The sequence below is a fragment of the Gordonia sp. NPDC003376 genome (assembly GCF_053589235.1).
Genome location: NZ_JBSFRM010000023.1, coordinates 61,544 through 78,192, shown reverse-complemented (window position 1 = coordinate 78,192; position 16,649 = coordinate 61,544). Strand labels below are relative to the sequence as shown.

Genomic DNA, 16,649 nt, shown 5'->3' with positions numbered 1-16,649 from the left:
CCGGGACCGAGCATCGCGAGGACCCGTGTCGAAATCTCTGTAGCCGGCGGTGGGAGCGTGACCACCTCGGAGGTGGGTGTGTTGGCGAGGTCGGCCGGCGGAGGTTTCGACACATCTCGTCGCTTCGCTCCTCGTCGGCTCAACCAGCAATGGCAAGTTGATGTTTGAGTCTTGATCAGAGGTGGTTGCGTTGGCGACGTCGGCCGTCTGAGGTTTCGACACACCTCGTTAACGGCCACACGATGATTGAGCCGGGACCGAGCATCGCGAGGACCCGTGTCGAAATCTCCGTAGCTTGTGTTGGGTGGTGGCCACGTCGGTGGTGGTCACGTTGGCGACGTCGGCCGTCTGAGGTTTCGACACGTCTCGTCGCTGCGCTCCTCGTCGGCTCAACCAGCAATGGCAAGTTGATGTTTGAGTCTTGATCAGAGGTGGTTGCGTTGGCGAGGTCGGCCGTCTGAGGTTTCGACACGTCTCGTCGCTTCGCTCCTCGTCGGCTCAACCACCAACGGCCCGTTGCTGATTGAGCCAGGACCGAGCATCGCGAGGACCCGTGTCGAAATCGTCGCAGTCGACGACGGATGGAAGCCGTCGTCGGAGGTGTCGTGGGTGCTCAGCCGAGGGAGCCGAGGGTCTTCAGGCGCTCATGTGCCCGGGTCATGATCGATTGGATGAGGTCGTCGCAGCTCGGCAGGTCGTCGATCATGCCGACCACCTGTCCCGATGCGAGCACCCCGGCGCGGGTGTCGCCCTCGACGAGGCCTGCCCGCAACAGCATCGGGGTGTTGCCGGCCATGATGATCTGCTGCCAGGTGCGTTCCCCGGACTTGCGCATGGCATGCCCGTCACGCAGCATCGTCGTCCACTTCATGCCGGTCAACTGCTTGAACTCGTTGGCATTGCGGGCCGCGGCCACCAGTGCCTTCGTCGGACTACCGCTCTCCAGCGCCTCGACAAGTGAGGTCTTCAGCACACGGTGCGGCATGCCGTCGACCTTCACCGACACGACGGTGTCGTCGAGGCTGCGCTTGAGGTACTCCTGCTTGACCGCATCCGGCACCGCCGAATCCGAGGTCAGCAGGAACCGGGTTCCCATCGCCACACCCTCGGCACCGTAGGCCAGCGCGGCGGCGAGGCCTCGACCGTCGAAGAACCCACCCGCCGCCACCACGGGCATGTGCGAACCCGCGGCGGCCAGCGCATCGAGCACCGACGGCAACAGCAGGGTGGTGGCGACCGGGCCGGTATGGCCGCCGCCCTCACCGCCCTGCACGATCACCGCGTCGGCACCCCAGGACGCCACCTTGACCGCATGTTTGGCCGCACCGATCGACGGAACCACCACCACACCATGGTCTTTGAGCTTGGCGATCAGCTCCTTCTTGGGTGCCAACGCGAACGACGCCACCTTGACATCCTCCCGGATCAACAGGTCGATCCGTTGAGGTGCGTCGGTGGCATCGGCGCGGATGTTCACGCCGAACGGTTTGTCGGTCAACGATTTGGTCTTGGCGATCGCGGCCTCCAGCTCGTCGTAGGTCATCGTCGCCGAGGCCAGGATGCCCAGACCGCCGGCATTGGAAGTGGCCGAGGTCAGCGAGGGCCCCGACACCCAGCCCATTCCGGTCTGCACCACGGGATACTCGATGCCGACCAGCTCGGTGAACCGGGTCGCCAGGCCGGCGGCACGTCCTTGCGCGGTCACTTCACTTCTCGATTCCGAACGCCTTTGGGATCGAGTACATCCCGGATCAGCGTGAGCTCGGACTCCGACGGCGTACGCGTCGGCGGTGCGTCGGCGAGCCCGGCCACCTCGAACGACGTGTTCTCGACGACGTCGTCGGCACCGACCCCCGGATGCAACGACAGTGCCCGCATGGTCTTGTCGGGACCGCCGAAGTCGAAGACCCCGAGATTGGTGACGACGCGGTGGATGTCGAGATCGTCGAATGCCGGATTGGCGGGATCGACCTTGTCGTAGCCGATTCCGGACACGATGTCGACGGTGTCGCAGAACACCCGAGACGAATGCCGCCCCACCCAATAGCTGGTCGGATGGTTGATCGTGTTGCCGGGTGCGCCACGCACACCGAACATCTGGCGAGTGGGCCGGTGCAGCGGACCGAGCGCCGAGAGATTCTGGTTACCGTGGCAATCGATCTGGTTGGCACCCATCACCACATGGCGACGGCCCGACGCGACGACGTCGAAAACCTTGGCGAAGGGCATCCAGCCCTCGATCGGTCCGGTGTTGCCGATTGCCGGGGTGCCGGCCAGGATCAGCGCCTCCCCGTCGGTGATCACCAGATCCTGTTCGAAGGTCAGGCGCGCCAGACGCGCACCGAGCAGTGGGATCGGCGCCATCGGTGAGGCCATGATCTCGCCTGCGCCACGAAAGATCTCGGCGCAGGCGATGACGCAGAACTCGGCGCGGGTGACATCCGCGGGGGCTTCGGTGGTGGTCACTTCGCTGCCTCCTCCTGCTCGGCACGCCATGCGGCGACCTCGCGCTGATATGTCGGTTCGTCCACCTCGAGGAACCGCTGCGAGAACGCCTGCCACGTCTCGGGTTCCTTCGCCGACTCCACGTAGAACCGCTGGAACGCCTCGTCTCGGCCGTAGTCCGCGGTTGTGTTCGGCCCGCTCGCCTCGCTCGCGGTGCCGGCGAAGGTGAAGTGCGCACCGTTGGGGGCGTGCACCACGCGGTCGACGTTCATCCGATTGAGGAGAAGACGCTGGGTGGGAACGGATTTCACCAGCACCTCGGTGGACACCAGCTGATCGGTCTCGAGGTAGCGACGCTCGGCGGCGGCGCAGTAGAGGTCGTCGAAGTACGGGTCGACACCGGTGTAGGCGGCATTGCCGCGGGTGTCGGCCAGATCGAGATGGACGAACGCCGCATCGAGCCTCAGGGCGGGCATCGCGATCAGCGTCTGGGTGCGGCCGTCGGCGTCGGGATAGGGGGAGGTGACGGTCTTGAGCTCGCCCTCCCAGAACCTCGGCACATCGGAGCCGAGCCCGGCGCGGATCGGCTGGAACGGCAGACGTGCAGCCGCGGCCTGTAGGCCGGCCTTGATCATGCCTTCGTCCATCTCGCGGGACTCGATCGCGCCGGTGGTACGTGCCGTGGCGAACCACGGATCGTAGAAGGGCGCGGAGTCGAGTGAGACGAACCCGTAGTACGCGCGGCGGACCTTACCTGCGGCACAGAGCAATCCGAGGTCGGGTCCACCGTAGGTCACCACCGTCAGGTCGGTGACCTCGGAGCGTGCCAATGCACGGACCAGGGCCATCGGCTTCCGCCGTGAACCCCAGCCGCCGATGCCGATGGTCATGCCGTCGCGCAGCTCACCGATGACCTCGTCGGGGGTGCTGGTCTTGTCGGTCGGTGTGGCTCCCATGTCAGCCACGTCCCCCTGTCTTGAGTGCCTTGCTGGTGGTCAGTGCCCGGCCGGTGGAGACGAACTCGTCGCGATGTTCGTCGGCGACACCGCTGAGATTCAGTTCGAAGGTGTAGCCCTGCTCCAGTCGGTAGCTGGCCTTCACATCTACCGGATCGATGTGGTTGATCGCCGACTTCGCCGCCCGGATCACCCGGGTGTCCTTCGCGGCGATCTTCTCGGCGATCTCCGCTGCGGCGGCGTCGAGCTCGTCGGCCGGCACCACCCGATAGACCGACCCGAAGTGCAGGAGCTGTTCGGCGGTGACGTTCTGTGCGGTGTAGTAGAGGGTGCGCATCATGTGCTGCGGTACCAGCCGCGCGAGATGTGTTGCGGCACCGAGTGCTCCACGGTCCACCTCGGGGAGGCCGAACACTGCGCCTTCGGCGGCGACGATCACGTCGGCATTGCCGACCAGTCCGATGCCTCCGCCGACGCAGAAACCGTTGACTGCGACGATCACCGGGACCGCACAGTCGTAGACCGCGCTGAATGCGGCCGCGCAGCCGTGGTTGGCGGCGATCAGGGCGTCGAAGCCCTCGGTGGTCTGCATCTCCTTGATGTCGACACCCGCATTGAACCCGCGCCCCTCGGCGCGCAACACCGCGGCGTGGGTGGTGGGGTCGTCGCCGGCCGAGGTGATGACCTCGGCCAGCTCGAACCAGGCCGCCGACGGCAGCGCATTCACCGGCGGGAAGTCGACGGTGACCGTGACAACCCCCGTGTCCGTGCGTGAGGTGGTGATCGGCACGCGTGCTCCTCTCGGCAGTGCTCGCCGGACGTCGCGATACGGGAACGTCCGAGAAACCAACCAAGCAATTGCTTGGTTGTTTGGTAGGGTAGCACCCATGAAGACATCGGCACAGGTGCCCGTGAATACGGACCCCGACCACCACGGACTGGACCTGGGGCTCGACGGAAAGGTCGTACTCGTGACCGGCGGGGCCCGCGGGGTGGGGCTGGGCATCATGCGTGTGCTCTCCCAGTTCGGAGCGGTGCCGGTGGCCTGTGCCCGTCATGCCGGTGAGTTGCTCGCAACGGTGCCCCGCGCACGATTCGTCGCCTGCGACGTCCGCGACGAGGAGGCGGTCACCGCGATGGTGGGGTCGATCGTCGCCGCCCACGGTCGCCTCGACGGCGTGGTCAACAACGCCGGTGGCTCACCGTTCGCGCTGGCCGCCGACGCGTCGCCACGTTTCGCGAGCAAGATCGTCGAACTCAACCTGCTCGCCCCGCTGCTCGTCGCCCGGGCCGCCCACGCGGTGATGGCACATCAGAGCGGGGGCGGTGCGATCGTCAACGTGTCCAGCGTGAGTGGGCACCGGCCGTCGCCCGGGACCGGCGCCTACGGTGCGGCCAAGGCCGGCCTGGACAACCTCACCAGCACCCTCGCGGTGGAGTGGGCGCCGCGTGTCCGGGTCAACAGCGTGGTGGCCGGACCGGTGGAAACCGAACTGGCCCACCTGCATTACGGCGACGCCGCGGGCATCGCCGCGGTGGACGCCACCATCCCGATGGGCCGCATGGCCCGACCCGCCGACATCGGCGCGGCCGTGGCGTTCTTCCTGTCGCCGCTGGCCGCGTACATCACCGGCAGCACCCTCACCGTCCACGGTGGTGGGGAGAAACCCGCGTTCCTCAGCGCGGCCAATGCCGGAAACGACACCTGACACCGGATCACTCCGGACCATCTGAAAGGACAACGCCTGTGGGTGAGAGTGCACTGAACACGGACCGCGTGGTGATCGTGACCGGCGCCGGACAGGGGATCGGCCGGGCGCATGCGCTGGCCTTCGCCGCCGACGGCGCCCACGTCGTGGTCAACGACTACGTCGCCGACGCGGCCACCGCGGTGGTCGACGAGATCCATTCGGCGGGCGGTCACGCCGTTGCCGCACCCGGCGACGTGGCTGACTGGGGTACCGCCGCGACGATCGTTGCCACCGCGGTCGAACACTTCGGGGCGCTCGACATCCTCGTCAACAACGCCGGTTTCGTCCGCGACCGCATGCTGGTGTCGATGTCGGAGGACGAGTGGGATTCGGTGGTGCGGGTGCACCTCAAGGGCCACTTCGTGATGCTGCGCCACGCCGCCGAGTACTGGCGCGCCCAGGCCAAGGCGGGCACCCCGCGCCAGGCCCGCGTGATCAACACCTCGTCCGGTGCGGGGCTGTACGGCTCTGTGGGGCAGGGCAATTACGCGGCCGCGAAGGCCGGCATCGCGGAGCTGACGGTGCAGGCCGCCGCCGAGATGGGTGGCTACGGCGTGACGGTCAACGCGATCGCGCCTGCCGCCCGCACCCAGATGACGATGGGTGCCGGGGAGGCGATGGCGGCGCAGATGTCCGCCCCCACCGACGGTTCTTTCGACGCGATGGACCCCGCCAACGTCTCCCCGCTGGTGGTGTGGCTGGCCTCCGCGGCCGCCGCCGACGTCACCGGCCGGGTGTTCGAGGTCGAGGGCGGAAAGGTCTCGGTGACCGACGGCTGGCAGCGTAGTGTCGAATACGACAAGGGCTCCCGGTGGGAACCGGCCGAACTCGGCCCGGTGATCGAGGAGATCCTCGCCAAGGCGCCGGTCCCGATGCCGGTGTACGGCGCCCGCTGAGCACATCGAGTCCGGCGGGCCGCAGACGAAGAAGAGTGGTGGATGAGCGATTCCGTCGATGACCGGCGCACTGCGGCGGCCCAGGCCTACATCGATGCGCTGGTGACCCACGACCCGTCGTCGGTTCCACTGCATCCCCATTGCACCCGTGTGGAATTCGGGATCAAGACCGGCCGCAACGGCCACCACATCGCACGCAGTCTCGCCCGCGGGCCCCAGTTCAAGATCATCCACGCCGTCGGTGACCTGACCAGCGAGGTCACCGGCCACACCGTCACCACCCGATACTGGGTTCACTTGCGGCCCAGGATCTTCGGGCTCGCCGCACCTGTCTCGGAGACCTTCGTGGTGGACGACGCAGGCCGAATCCGCACCATCGTGGCGAGATTCGGCCTTCCCCGTCGGCGCGTGTGACGGTTCCGGGTCAGTCGACCCGGCGTACCGGAGGGGGAGTGAACGTCGCCAGCGTCTCCGCCGTCGGCGAGTACAGCCGCAACATCGGATGGAAGGTGCTCCGCGGCGGTGCGGGCAGCCAGTTGGCCTCGCGATCGTGCCCCGGGTTGTCGTGCTGGAGATAGAGGTCGAGCGACCCGTCGGCGTTCCAGGTCAACCGATCACGGTCGCGCAGCGCGAACCGATCCAACTCGTTGGGCACCTGGAATCCGTGCGCGTCGTACATCGTCAACGACCAGAACGCGTCCACCGCGGGGACCTCGTCGGCGGCGAAGTGCAGGAGGTAGCGGTTCGTCGAATCGAACGGCCGACCGTCCGCGTCGAACAGCCCGTTCGGATAGATCGCGTCCTCGGGGAGGTTGGCGCCGAGACCACCCATCGTGACCACCGCGCGCAGGCGATAGTTCGTGCCATAGGTACCCAGCGTCTGGGCCCAGTTCCACCCGTTGGCGGTCTGTCCCAACGATCCCGACTCGATCGTCTCCACCAGCTCGGTGAGTGCGGCGGCGGGAGCAGCCTCCACGGCGGCCCGCACGTCGGTGCTCATCGCGTCGACGTCGAACGGTTCCCCCGGTCGCAGTCCCAGCGTCCGCATCCGATGGACGATCGGGTAGTCGTTGGCGTGCGGCGGGTGCACTGCCACGAGTTCGGCGAACAGGGAGAAGAACTCCGGGCCGGTCAGGGCATTGACCATGTCCAGGGGCGGGATGGTGTCGGACACGGAGTCGTCGTGTACATACGGCTTTGCCGGCGCCGGCTCGCCGCCCTGCCACACCCCGAGCGGGGTCAGCCCGAAGCGGTCCTGGAACTCGTGGCAGGCCGTGTAGTCGCCGGGGCCGTTGCACTGCACGCGGTTGATGATCCACACCGTCGGGGTGGGAGCGATGAGCAGATCGAGTCCGTCCGGGACCTCACCCGACCAGCCCGGCGGCACCATCAGGAAGTCGACGGCCCGGCCGTCGGTGGTCCGTGAACCGGGCACCGCCCAGATCTCGGACCACATGTCGTAGATGGGAGTGAGGTAGTAGCGGCCCTCGGAGGCCGGCACCGACAGGACCATCGGCTCCTGCTCGAGGTCTGTCCACGCGAACGAGTACAGCGTGTCGAAGTTGTATCGCACCACATCGCGATCCGCACCGCCCGGGAATCGGCGCGCATGTACGAGCCGGTTGGCGGGTGCGCGCATCGGGATCGTCGCATCGTCGCCGACGTTGGTCGCCTGCCGGCGCGTGAGTTCCATCGTGACCATCGGATACGCGTACTGGTAGACGTCCTTGGCCAGTGAGTTGAGGTTCGCCATGGGCGCGACGATATCGGCGATCCGGGACGCGACGGCGTCTCGGCGCCCGGTCTCATCCACGAGGGATGAGGGCCGGACCGATCACCGTGCGGAGTTCACCGGCGCAGGTTCACCGCGTCGCGGCGACTGGTGACGCCGAGCTTGCGGTAGATCGCCCGTTGATGTGTGCGCACGGTGTTGACCGACACGAACAGGGCGGCTGCGATCTCGCCGGCTGTCATCGATGTCCGCAGGTAGGCGTAGATCTCGCGTTCACGCCGCGACAGTGGGCTGCCGGCCAGCGGTTCGTCCTCGGTGCTCGCGAGGTCGGCGACCCGCGCGGCCAGGAATTCGGGCTGTCCGGTGCCGGCGATGGTGTGATCGGCCAACAGCGCGCGTAGTCGCGACTCGCCGGAACGGAACGGTGCGATCACTCTTTCGCCTGCCGCGACCTCCAGCGCGCGCTCGAGATACCGATGGGCGTTCCCGACGTCGCCACGTTCATGGGCCACCAGCGCCGCGGTGACATCCGCAGACACCCCGACATAAGAGATCGCCCGAGCCGCCACGCCGACCTCGGCCAGCAGATCCATGGCGAGCCCGAGATGTCCGCCGCGGCGCGCGATGTCGGCGGAGACGATGCGGACCACCGGCACGTGGCGCTGGTCGGCAAGGGTCTGCACGACGTCGACCGCCTCGTCCAGGCGTCCCGATGCGGCGAGCAGTTCGGCCTCGGCGATGGCGCGGTATGCCGGCCACGGCATCCCGTGCACCTCCTCGTCCGGGATGTCGGCGAGGAGCCGGCGGGCGGCGTGGATGGCGTCCGGGGTGCCTGCCGCCCCGATGATCGCCAGATACACCCGGGCGAGGCCGCCGTACGACGCGGCGTCCGCACCCGCGGCGAGCAGTGAACGGAAGTGGGTCTGTGCGGCGTCGGTCTGCCCCCGCCAGAACGCGCCGTAGCCCAGCGCGAACTGCCCGATGCCGCCGTCGTAGCGAAACCAGTCGTCGGTCGTGGTCTCGAGATCGGTGGTGGTCTCGGGGTCGGTGGTCTCGAGGTCGGTGGTCTCGAGGTTGGCGGTGAAGCCGTCGGCGAGCACGCGCTGTGCGGCGGTGAACCGGCCACCGTAGACCAGCGCGAACAACAGGTTCGCACGGGCACGACGGGCCAGCACCGTGTGCCCGGCCACCTCGGCCGCGTCCATCGCCGACCGCAACAGGCCGATCGCCGCCACCGGATCGCGCCGCAACCGGAGCCGGGTCCAGGCCAGCAGGAACAACCCGTACGGATGGTGGGCGGGGTCGGTGCGACCCTGCTCGAGCAGACGCTGCACCGTGTCCGCGGTCGACGCCAGCCGATCCTGGTCGTCGGTGAGGAACAGTTGCGCGAACGCGTTCGTGATGAGGAAACGCTCGTCACCGTCGTCCCGGGCACTGGCCGCGTCGGCGAGGAGTCGGGCGCCCACGCGATCGCCGAGCAGATTCACACAACATGCCCGGATGACGAGCACCTCGGCGGTCTGGGCGATCGGTGACGGCAGGCCGACGCAGCACGTGTTGAGTGTCCGGGCGCCGGAATCGACGAGAATGCGCATCCACATCGTGCCGACGATGTCGGCGATCAGGGTCGGATCGCCGGACCGGGTGGCGTGGACCAGTGCCTCCGACGGGGAATACGGTGCGATCGCCCGAGCCGCGACAGCCTGCAATGCGTTGCTGCGCGCGGTGCTCCGGCGGGCGACGATCCGGCGACAGACGTCGGCGAACACGTCGAGCCAGCGATACAGTACGTGGCCGGTTCCGTCCACGTGCCGAACCAGGAACCCGGCGGTGGCGCACTCCTCGAGCAGCGACCCGCTGTCGGGGTCTGCGCCGAGTGCCTCGGCGAGCACCGCGTCGAGACGGTCACAGGTTGTCGCGGCGAGGACGAAGTCACGGAGTCGGGGCCGGAGGAGGGGCAGCACGGTCGCGGCGATGTAGTCGGCGAGCAACGCGTCATTGCGGATCGGTGACGCCGAATCACCTTGCGCAACAAAGTGACACAGGTGTAGGGCAATCGGCCAGCCGCCGGTGGTGCGGTGCAGCGCGGCGGCGACCTCGGCATCCACGGTGATCCCGTGTGACGTTGCCGCCGCGGCGATCTCATCGGGTGTCATCGCGAGTTGTGTTGCCGTGAGCGTGATCTCCGGGTGGCGTGCGGCCCGTCGGGCGAACCAGGGGAGGATCTCGGGACTGCCGGCCACCACGAAGCGCAGTCGTCCCTGCGTGACCCGGGTCACCACATCGACGACGTCCTCGGCGACCCTCGGCCCCGCATGGTGGGCGTCGTCGACGATCATGACCACCGGGGTGCCGATCGTGGCGACGGTGCGGGCGATCGCCGTGACGACATCACGGGGACGAGGCGGGGTGGCCACGGCCAGATCCGCGTGCACGTGACCCGTTTCGGGCACCCGACCCGCCAGCGGTGCCAGCGCCGAGAGCACCCCCGTCAACAGCAGCGACTCGTCGTCCCGATCATGATGGGTCAGGGTCAACCACGCCGTCGGTTCCGGATGCCGTGCTGCCCACGCCGTGAGCAGCACGGTCTTGCCGTATCCGGACGGGGCCGCGACCGTGGCAACACCATCGGCGGCGAGTGCGGCGTCGAGGTGTCGGATCAGTCGGGGACGCTCGAGGGTGTCGTCGGGTGTGTCCGGCGGTGAGGTGAGAAACCAGGGTGTCCGAATCCACGGTGCGGCGGGGACAGCGGACTCCGAGTTCACGGTGGTCCATCGTATCGGTAGGTCCCGCCCGACAAGGACTGTGCGGCATCGGGCCTGCTGTGCCGTGCCGGGTCGGCCGGTGTTCCCGGGGCCCGCTCGGCCGCTGTTCCCTGGGCCGGATCGGCCTAAGCGCCGGGGGTCCGCACCACCATCGGGACGCCGGGGAAGTACGCAGCCATCTCCGAGCGCGACTTGCGCAGCGCGGCGGTGCCGTAGCCGTGCTTGCGGCGTTCCGGGTGAATCCAGATGCGGACGTCGACCTCGCCGGACTTCAGCTCGCCGAACACGAAGCCCACCTTGGCATCACCCTCGGTGGCCACCAGCCAGACGGCCTCCTCGTTGTCGACGCGGTCGCTGCCCTTGGCGATCTCCTCGCTGACCGCGGAGGCCGGGGCGCCCGAACCGTCGCCGGCCAGACCGAGTTCCTCGGTACGCACGGTGAACAGGTCGGCGTCGTCCGCCGGGGAGAAGGGCCGCAGGTCGATGGTGTCGCCGCTGCTCGCGGGCCGCTCGGCCAGGGTGAAGGTGAGCTCGGAGTTGAGGTCGTCGAGCTCGGCCTGGTTCTTACGTCGCTGATCCTTGGTGAGCTGGTCGAGCTTCATGCCCAGGATCGCCTCGACGCCGAGATGGGACTTGTCCAGGAGCGCGGTGAGGGCTGCCACCGCGGCGTCGTGGTCACCGGCGTCGACGATGGCGTCGAGCACCTCGTGACGGCGCTCGAGGGCGGTCAGCAGAGCATCGGTGATGTCGCGTCGTGCGGTCGTTTGATCAAGATCGGTCATGTCGTCGATGGTAGAGAGCTACTCACGGGTACGACATGGAACATGTTCTAGTTGAATGGGGTGGACACAATTCACTCGAACAGGCTTGTCAGTGACGTGAAATGTGCAACACGCTTCCCCAAAAGTGGAACACGTCCTAGTCTTGGCCGTATGACTGTTGAGACCTCGACGTCCGAGTTCGACCCCCTGCGGAGCGGAGTCCACCTCGGTGACCTGATGGTCGCCGCGCTGCGCCGCCACGCCGATCACAACGTCCTCGAGCTCGGCGGCACCGTCCTCACCGGCCGAGAGATGGCGGCCGCCACCAGCCGGTATGTCCAGGCCTTCGAGTCGTTGGGGGCGGGCGCCGGATCGGCGGTGGGGCTGCTGGCCCTGAACCGCCCCGAGGTCTTGTTGGTGATCGGCGCCGGGCAGACCCAGGGCTGGCGACGCACCGCGCTGCATCCGCTCGGTTCCCTCGACGACCACGCCTATGTCCTGTCCGACGCCGGCGTCACCACCCTGGTCATCGACCCGGTGCCGATGTTCGTCGAGCGGGCGCTGGCCCTGGTCGAGCGGGTCGGCAGCCTGAAGCAGGTGCTGACCCTGGGGCCGGTGCCCGACGCCCTGGCCGCCGTCGGGCGTGACGTGATCGCCGAGGCCGACGGCTGCGCGCCGATCCCGCTGGTCTCGACGCCGCTGCCGCCCGACCACGTCGTGTCGATCACCTACACCGGCGGCACCACCGGTAAACCCAAGGGCGTCATCGGAACCGCGCAGGCGATGGCCACGATGACGCAGATCCAGCTCGCCGAGTGGGAGTGGCCGGAGAATCCGCGTTTCCTGATGTGCACTCCGCTCTCGCATGCCGGGGCGGCGTTCTTCGTGCCGACCCTGATGAAGGGCGGAACGATGATCGTGCTGGCGAAGTTCGATCCCGCCGAGGTGTTGCGCGTCATCGAGGAGAAGAAGATCTCCGCGACCATGCTGGTGCCGTCCATGCTGTATGCGCTGCTCGACCACCCGGACTCGCGCACCCGCGACCTCTCGTCCCTGCAGACGGTGTACTACGGCGCATCACCGATCAATCCGGTACGACTGGCCGAGGCCATCGAACGGTTCGGTCCGATCTTCGCGCAGTACTACGGACAATCCGAGGCGCCCATGGTGATCAGCTACCTCGGCAAACACGACCACCCGCTGCCCGGCGGGGATCCGCGTCGGCTCAGCAGCTGCGGACGTCCCTCGGCGTTCCTGCGCACGGCATTGCTCGGCCCCGACGACCTCCCGGTGGCGCCGGGGGAGCCGGGTGAGATCTGTGTTGCCGGACCCCTTCTCGCGGGCGGCTACTGGGGTCTGCCCGAGCAGACCGCCGAGGCGTTCCGGGACGGCTGGCTGCGCACCGGTGACGTCGCCCGCGCCGACGACGACGGATTCTGGTACATCGTCGACCGCACCAAGGACATGATCGTCACGGGCGGTTTCAACGTGTTCCCGCGCGAGGTCGAAGACGTTGTGGCCGAACATCCGTCGGTCGCCCAGGTGGGGGTGATCGGGGTACCCGACGACAAGTGGGGCGAGGCGGTCACCGCGGTGGTCGTCCTGCGTGCCGATGCGACCGACGCCGGCGACGTGGCCAAGGCGGCCATCGTCGCCGAGATCCAGGAGTCGGTGAAGGCCCGCAAGGGTGCGGTGCAGTCCCCCAAGCAGGTGCTGTTCGTCGATGCCCTGCCGCTGACCGCGCTGGGCAAGCCCGACAAGAAGGCGTTGCGCGCACGGTTCTGGGGGTCGGCCGACCGCGGCGTCGGCTGAGGTCGGCTCGGCGGAGCGGGCGCAGTCGGGTGGGTGTGGTCGACTTGCACCCGGTCAGATCGTCTGCGGCGCTCAGTTGCAGTCGCAACAATCGCAGCAGTCACAACAATCGCAACAATTGCCGTCACCGCAATCGCAGTCGCAGTCGCAGAGTTCGGGTTTCCACGTATCGCTGCAGTGATTCCAATGGTCGGTGCAGCATGCGCGGCCAGAACACGAGTTGCCCAGGAACGGAGCGATGCGCTGCCAGAAGGGGCGTCCCGGTGGGAACGGCGGCGGATACGGCCAGTGGACGGGGAAGTCGGCCGGCCGTTCTTGCGGCCAGACCGGCGTCGTGGGCCGCTCCCATTCGGCTCGGCAGGTGTGGGCGTGGGACAGTCCGACCGCTTTCGCGCGTCGATCGACGGCCTGGGTGAGCCCGCCGATCAGGACGGCACGCAACAGCCGGTCGTCGACCAGGTCGAGACGGCCGTAGGCGCGCCGGATCGCCCGCACCATCCGGCGGCAGTCCTCCAGTGCCGTAGCGGGACTCGTGCCGGTGGCGTCGAGGGGGTTGAACGCCCCGGCGGCGCGGTCGGCGTCGATGTCGTCGATCGCGTCGAGCAGATGGGCGATGGTGCCGAACTGTGCACCGATCTCGGTGAGGGTGTCGCGGTTGGCGGGCGTTCCCGCGGCGTCGGCGGTGGCGGCGAACACCCGTGCCGTGGCGGCGGCGGTGGGTGCGGTCAGTTCGTCAAGACGCACGCCCCGGTCCAGACCGGCCCGCTCGACGGTGGCCTGGACGGACAGCTCGGTCAGGACGGAGCCGACATCGAGTGGACCGGAGGCGGATTCGGCGCGTCGCCGCAGGCGCCGCCCGACGACGGAGGCCACTGTCGACCGGGCCCGGGCCCTCGGGGCGAGGGCCAGGTGCTGCTCGGCGACCACGTCGTCGGCCTTGGCTGCGGCGAGTGTCAGGGATGCGGTCGCCGCGAGTTGCACGCCCGGGTCGGCGCCGTCCACGACGATCGCGGTCCGCATGCCGCGCAGCGGGCAGGGGCCGGCGGTGCGCGTGGACGGTGAATCATGCTGTGCGGCCGTGAGGATCGAGATCATCACCGCGTCGGTGCTGGTGGTCAGACGGGCGGCCTGTCCGTGTCCGTCCCGCAGCGTCAGGCACAGTCCGCACAGATGGGCGCGCCACTGGGCGCTGAGGTCGTCGCCGAGGACGTGCTGACAGGGCGTCAGGATGCCGAACATGTCGACATCCAATCATTCCGGACCGTATCCGACGATCGGACACGGTCCGGTGTCGGTCACTGAGCGGACACGGGGCGTCTCGAGTAGCGGACAGGCAGGTCCTTCACCCCGTTGAGCCAACCGGATCGGACGCGTCGCATGTCGCCGACGCGTTCGATGTCGGGTAGGACGTCGGCGATGGCGTCGAAGATCAGGTTCAACTCCAACCGTGCGAGATTCGCGCCGATGCAGAAGTGTGCTCCGTTGCCGCCGAAGGCCAGGTGTGGGTTGGGGTCGCGGGTGATGTCGAAGGTGAACGGGTCGTCGAAGACGTCCTCGTCGTAGTTGGCCGACCCGTAGAACAGGCCGACCCGCTGCCCGGCCGAGATCGTCACCCCGCCGATCTCGGTGTCGGCGAGGGCGGTGCGCTGAAAGGCGTTGACCGGGGTGGCCCACCGCAAGATCTCGTCGATCGCGGCGCGCGGACGGTCTTTTCGGAACACTTCCCAGGAATCGGGTCGGTCCAGGAAGGCGTTCATCCCATGGCTGGTGGCGTTGCGGGTGGTCTCGTTGCCCGCGGTGATCAGCAGGATGACGAAGAACCCGAACTCCATCTCGTCGAGGGCCTCGCCGTCGACGTCGGCCTGCACCAGGGCGGTGACGATGTCGTCGGCGGGATCGTTTCGGCGTGCCTCGGCCATCTGGTAGGCGTAGCCGAGCAATTCGGCATTGGCCGTGGTCGGGTCGATGGTCTGGTCCGGGTCGTCGGTGTTGATGATCGCGTCGACGAGTTCGTGGATGCGGGGGCGGTCGGCTTCCGGCACACCGATCAGATCCAGGATCGCCTGCAGCGGCAGGTGGATCGCCACGTCGTCGACGAAGTTCCCGGACCCCCCGGCCGCGGCCTCCTCGACGATGCGCCGCGCACTGTCGGCGAGCCTTTCCTCCAGTGCGCCAACAGCTTTCGGGGTGAAGATTCGCGACACGATCTTACGCAGCCGGGTGTGCTCCGGCGGATCGTGGTTGATCAGCAGGGCCTTGGTGAACTCGATCTGGTCGGCGGTGACGTACTCCGGGAGTCGGATGATGGCGCCGTTGGCGTTGGTCGACCAGAGTCGATGGTTCTTCGAGATCTCGCGGATATGAGCGTGTTTCGAGATGGCCCAGTACCCGCCGTCCTGGAACCCACCGCCCGTTCCGGGCTCCTGGGCATTCCACCAGACGGGTGCGGTGCGGCGTAGTTCGGCGAACTCCCGGACCGGAATCCCCTGTTCCAGTATGTCCGGGTCGGTGAAATCGAAGCCCTGGCCGAACGGGCAGACCTTGGTTGTCGTCACTTGTTCCTCCCACGGCGCACCGAGTGTGTGCGCGATCACTACACCATACATATAAGTCAAAGTCGTATGGTCTGATCGGTGCGGTCCCGATGCCGCCCGGGGACAGCGCGGCGCCGGGTAGGCTGAGCAGCCATGAACCAGGCGGATCGGCGAGGCGGGTGGCGCTGATGCGCACCCATGGCTGGTCTGGGCGTGTGCCCGCCACCGACGCCGAGGCGGCGGCCCGGATTCTCGCCGCGACCCGCGAGGTGATCGACGAGCGCGGGGCGGCGACCAAGCTGTCGGATGTGGCCCGCGTCCTCGGTGTCACCCGGCAGACGGTGTACCGCTACTTCCCCAGTACCGAGGCGCTGCTCGCGGCCACCGCGGCCGAGGCCGTGGGTACCTATCTCGATGGCATCACCGCGCGGTTCGCCGGGATCGCCGAGCCGGACGCCGCGGTGATCGAAGGGGTCTGCGCGGTCCTCGAGACCGTCACCGACGACCCGTACCTCGGCATCCTGATGAGCCCCGGACATCAGACCCTTCCCGCGATCGGCGGTATCACGTCAGAGGGGGCGCGGGTGTTCGCGCGGTCGATGGTCGAACGGATGGACGTCGACTGGGCCGCGTGCGGCTACGCCGAGGCCGAACTCGGGCTCGTCGTCGATTTCATTCTGCGTACGTTGCAGTCGTTCATCCTCGACCCGGGCCGCTCGTTGTCGGCGACGGGGCGCCGGCAGCTGCTCGACGCCTGGCTCGGCGCTGCGATACGGGCGCTGCCCGCGCGGACAGCCGTCGGGCGCTGACCCCGATGGTCGGGCGCTGACCCCGATCGTCGGGCGCGGGTCCCGACCGCCGAGCTCATCTCCGAGGTGGTCGGGATCAGAGGTCGGCCGGCGGAGGTCTCGACACGACTTGTCGCTGCGCTCCTCGTCGGCTCGACCGGCAATCGGTGCGTGGTGTTCGGGTGGGACGTCCTGGTGGAAGCGGGGTC

Annotated in this window: 14 protein-coding genes; 5 read left to right on the top strand and 9 right to left on the bottom strand. The window is 68.1% G+C overall.

The genetic code is table 11. From position 1 onward, the window contains the following. Nucleotides 1–613: 613 nt before the first annotated feature. Genes ACWDUA_RS20105 through ACWDUA_RS20090 form a run of 4 tightly spaced genes read right to left on the bottom strand, consistent with a single transcriptional unit; the run spans nucleotide 614 to nucleotide 4,191 of the window. The gene (locus ACWDUA_RS20105; RefSeq protein ID WP_449752770.1) at nucleotides 614–1,705 is read right to left on the bottom strand and encodes an NAD(P)H-dependent flavin oxidoreductase; all 1,092 of its coding nucleotides are present in this window, start codon (nucleotides 1,703–1,705) and stop codon (nucleotides 614–616) included. After that, nucleotides 1,702–2,496: a CoA-transferase subunit beta gene (locus ACWDUA_RS20100; protein ID WP_449752769.1), complete on the bottom strand. Its 795-nt coding sequence runs from the start codon at nucleotides 2,494–2,496 to the stop codon at nucleotides 1,702–1,704. Before ACWDUA_RS20100 ends, ACWDUA_RS20105 begins: the two co-directional genes overlap by 4 nt. Next, nucleotides 2,463–3,401 (bottom strand): CoA transferase subunit A, encoded by a 939-nt coding sequence (locus ACWDUA_RS20095; RefSeq protein ID WP_449752768.1) that lies wholly within the window; start codon nucleotides 3,399–3,401, stop codon nucleotides 2,463–2,465. Before ACWDUA_RS20095 ends, ACWDUA_RS20100 begins: the two co-directional genes overlap by 34 nt. Before the next feature lies 1 nt (nucleotide 3,402). Then, nucleotides 3,403–4,191 (bottom strand): enoyl-CoA hydratase family protein, encoded by a 789-nt coding sequence (locus ACWDUA_RS20090; protein ID WP_449752767.1) that lies wholly within the window; start codon nucleotides 4,189–4,191, stop codon nucleotides 3,403–3,405. Nucleotides 4,192–4,288: 97 nt separating this feature from the next. Between ACWDUA_RS20090 and ACWDUA_RS20085 the strand changes: the two genes are divergently transcribed. From ACWDUA_RS20085 to ACWDUA_RS20075, 3 genes are read left to right on the top strand one after another with little or no spacing between them, the layout of a single operon-like run. Continuing rightward, entirely contained in the window at nucleotides 4,289–5,110 is an 822-nt protein-coding gene (locus ACWDUA_RS20085; protein ID WP_449752766.1) for an SDR family oxidoreductase, read from the top strand. 38 nt (nucleotides 5,111–5,148) lie between these two features. After that, nucleotides 5,149–6,048 (top strand): SDR family oxidoreductase, encoded by a 900-nt coding sequence (locus ACWDUA_RS20080; protein WP_449752765.1) that lies wholly within the window; start codon nucleotides 5,149–5,151, stop codon nucleotides 6,046–6,048. A 42-nt stretch (nucleotides 6,049–6,090) separates the two neighbouring features. Continuing rightward, complete coding sequence (locus ACWDUA_RS20075) at nucleotides 6,091–6,462, top strand: hypothetical protein (protein ID WP_449752764.1); 372 nt, start codon at nucleotides 6,091–6,093, stop codon at nucleotides 6,460–6,462. A 10-nt stretch (nucleotides 6,463–6,472) separates the two neighbouring features. Here the strand turns inward: ACWDUA_RS20075 and ACWDUA_RS20070 are convergent, their stop codons facing one another. The 3 genes from ACWDUA_RS20070 to ACWDUA_RS20060 form a co-directional block, all read right to left on the bottom strand. Beyond that, nucleotides 6,473–7,801 (bottom strand): DUF1254 domain-containing protein, encoded by a 1,329-nt coding sequence (locus tag ACWDUA_RS20070; RefSeq protein WP_449752763.1) that lies wholly within the window; start codon nucleotides 7,799–7,801, stop codon nucleotides 6,473–6,475. A 95-nt stretch (nucleotides 7,802–7,896) separates the two neighbouring features. Continuing rightward, nucleotides 7,897–10,545, bottom strand: a complete 2,649-nt coding sequence (locus tag ACWDUA_RS20065) for a LuxR C-terminal-related transcriptional regulator (RefSeq protein ID WP_449752762.1) — start codon at nucleotides 10,543–10,545, stop codon at nucleotides 7,897–7,899. 125 nt (nucleotides 10,546–10,670) lie between these two features. After that, on the bottom strand, nucleotides 10,671–11,327 hold the full coding sequence (locus tag ACWDUA_RS20060) for a GNAT family N-acetyltransferase (RefSeq protein WP_449752761.1): 657 nt from the start codon (nucleotides 11,325–11,327) through the stop codon (nucleotides 10,671–10,673). Between the two features lie 150 nt (nucleotides 11,328–11,477). Here ACWDUA_RS20060 and fadD8 point away from each other — a divergent pair, with 150 nt between their 5' ends. After that, complete coding sequence (gene fadD8, locus ACWDUA_RS20055; protein WP_449752760.1) at nucleotides 11,478–13,118, top strand: fatty-acid--CoA ligase FadD8; 1,641 nt, start codon at nucleotides 11,478–11,480, stop codon at nucleotides 13,116–13,118. A gap of 72 nt (nucleotides 13,119–13,190) precedes the next feature. Here fadD8 and ACWDUA_RS20050 read toward each other — a convergent pair whose 3' ends face one another. Together ACWDUA_RS20050 and ACWDUA_RS20045 are read right to left on the bottom strand one after the other, a co-directional pair. Beyond that, nucleotides 13,191–14,357: a DUF5685 family protein gene (locus ACWDUA_RS20050; protein ID WP_449752759.1), complete on the bottom strand. Its 1,167-nt coding sequence runs from the start codon at nucleotides 14,355–14,357 to the stop codon at nucleotides 13,191–13,193. 56 nt (nucleotides 14,358–14,413) lie between these two features. Beyond that, the gene (locus ACWDUA_RS20045) at nucleotides 14,414–15,724 is read right to left on the bottom strand and encodes a cytochrome P450 (RefSeq protein ID WP_449752758.1); all 1,311 of its coding nucleotides are present in this window, start codon (nucleotides 15,722–15,724) and stop codon (nucleotides 14,414–14,416) included. Nucleotides 15,725–15,840: 116 nt separating this feature from the next. On the opposite strand from ACWDUA_RS20045, the gene ACWDUA_RS20040 reads away from it, so the two are divergent. Continuing rightward, nucleotides 15,841–16,461 carry a TetR/AcrR family transcriptional regulator gene (locus ACWDUA_RS20040; protein WP_449752757.1) on the top strand — a complete coding sequence of 207 codons (621 nt, stop codon included), beginning with the start codon at nucleotides 15,841–15,843 and terminating at the stop codon, nucleotides 16,459–16,461. The last annotated feature ends 188 nt before the right edge of the window (nucleotides 16,462–16,649 follow it).

What these genes read in the sequence shown, in the direction of transcription:
- ACWDUA_RS20100 (WP_449752769.1), bottom strand. Translation starts at nt 2,496, where the DNA reads ATGGCGTGCCGAGCAGGAGGAGGCAGCGAAGTGACCACCACCGAAGCC.
- ACWDUA_RS20095 (WP_449752768.1), bottom strand. Translation starts at nt 3,401, where the DNA reads ATGGGAGCCACACCGACCGACAAGACCAGCACCCCCGACGAGGTCATC.
- ACWDUA_RS20085 (WP_449752766.1), top strand. Translation starts at nt 4,289, where the DNA reads ATGAAGACATCGGCACAGGTGCCCGTGAATACGGACCCCGACCACCAC.
- ACWDUA_RS20075 (WP_449752764.1), top strand. Translation starts at nt 6,091, where the DNA reads ATGAGCGATTCCGTCGATGACCGGCGCACTGCGGCGGCCCAGGCCTAC.
- ACWDUA_RS20070 (WP_449752763.1), bottom strand. Translation starts at nt 7,801, where the DNA reads ATGGCGAACCTCAACTCACTGGCCAAGGACGTCTACCAGTACGCGTAT.
- ACWDUA_RS20060 (WP_449752761.1), bottom strand. Translation starts at nt 11,327, where the DNA reads ATGACCGATCTTGATCAAACGACCGCACGACGCGACATCACCGATGCT.
- fadD8 (WP_449752760.1), top strand. Translation starts at nt 11,478, where the DNA reads ATGACTGTTGAGACCTCGACGTCCGAGTTCGACCCCCTGCGGAGCGGA.
- ACWDUA_RS20050 (WP_449752759.1), bottom strand. Translation starts at nt 14,357, where the DNA reads ATGTTCGGCATCCTGACGCCCTGTCAGCACGTCCTCGGCGACGACCTC.
- ACWDUA_RS20045 (WP_449752758.1), bottom strand. Translation starts at nt 15,724, where the DNA reads ATGTATGGTGTAGTGATCGCGCACACACTCGGTGCGCCGTGGGAGGAA.
- ACWDUA_RS20040 (WP_449752757.1), top strand. Translation starts at nt 15,841, where the DNA reads ATGCGCACCCATGGCTGGTCTGGGCGTGTGCCCGCCACCGACGCCGAG.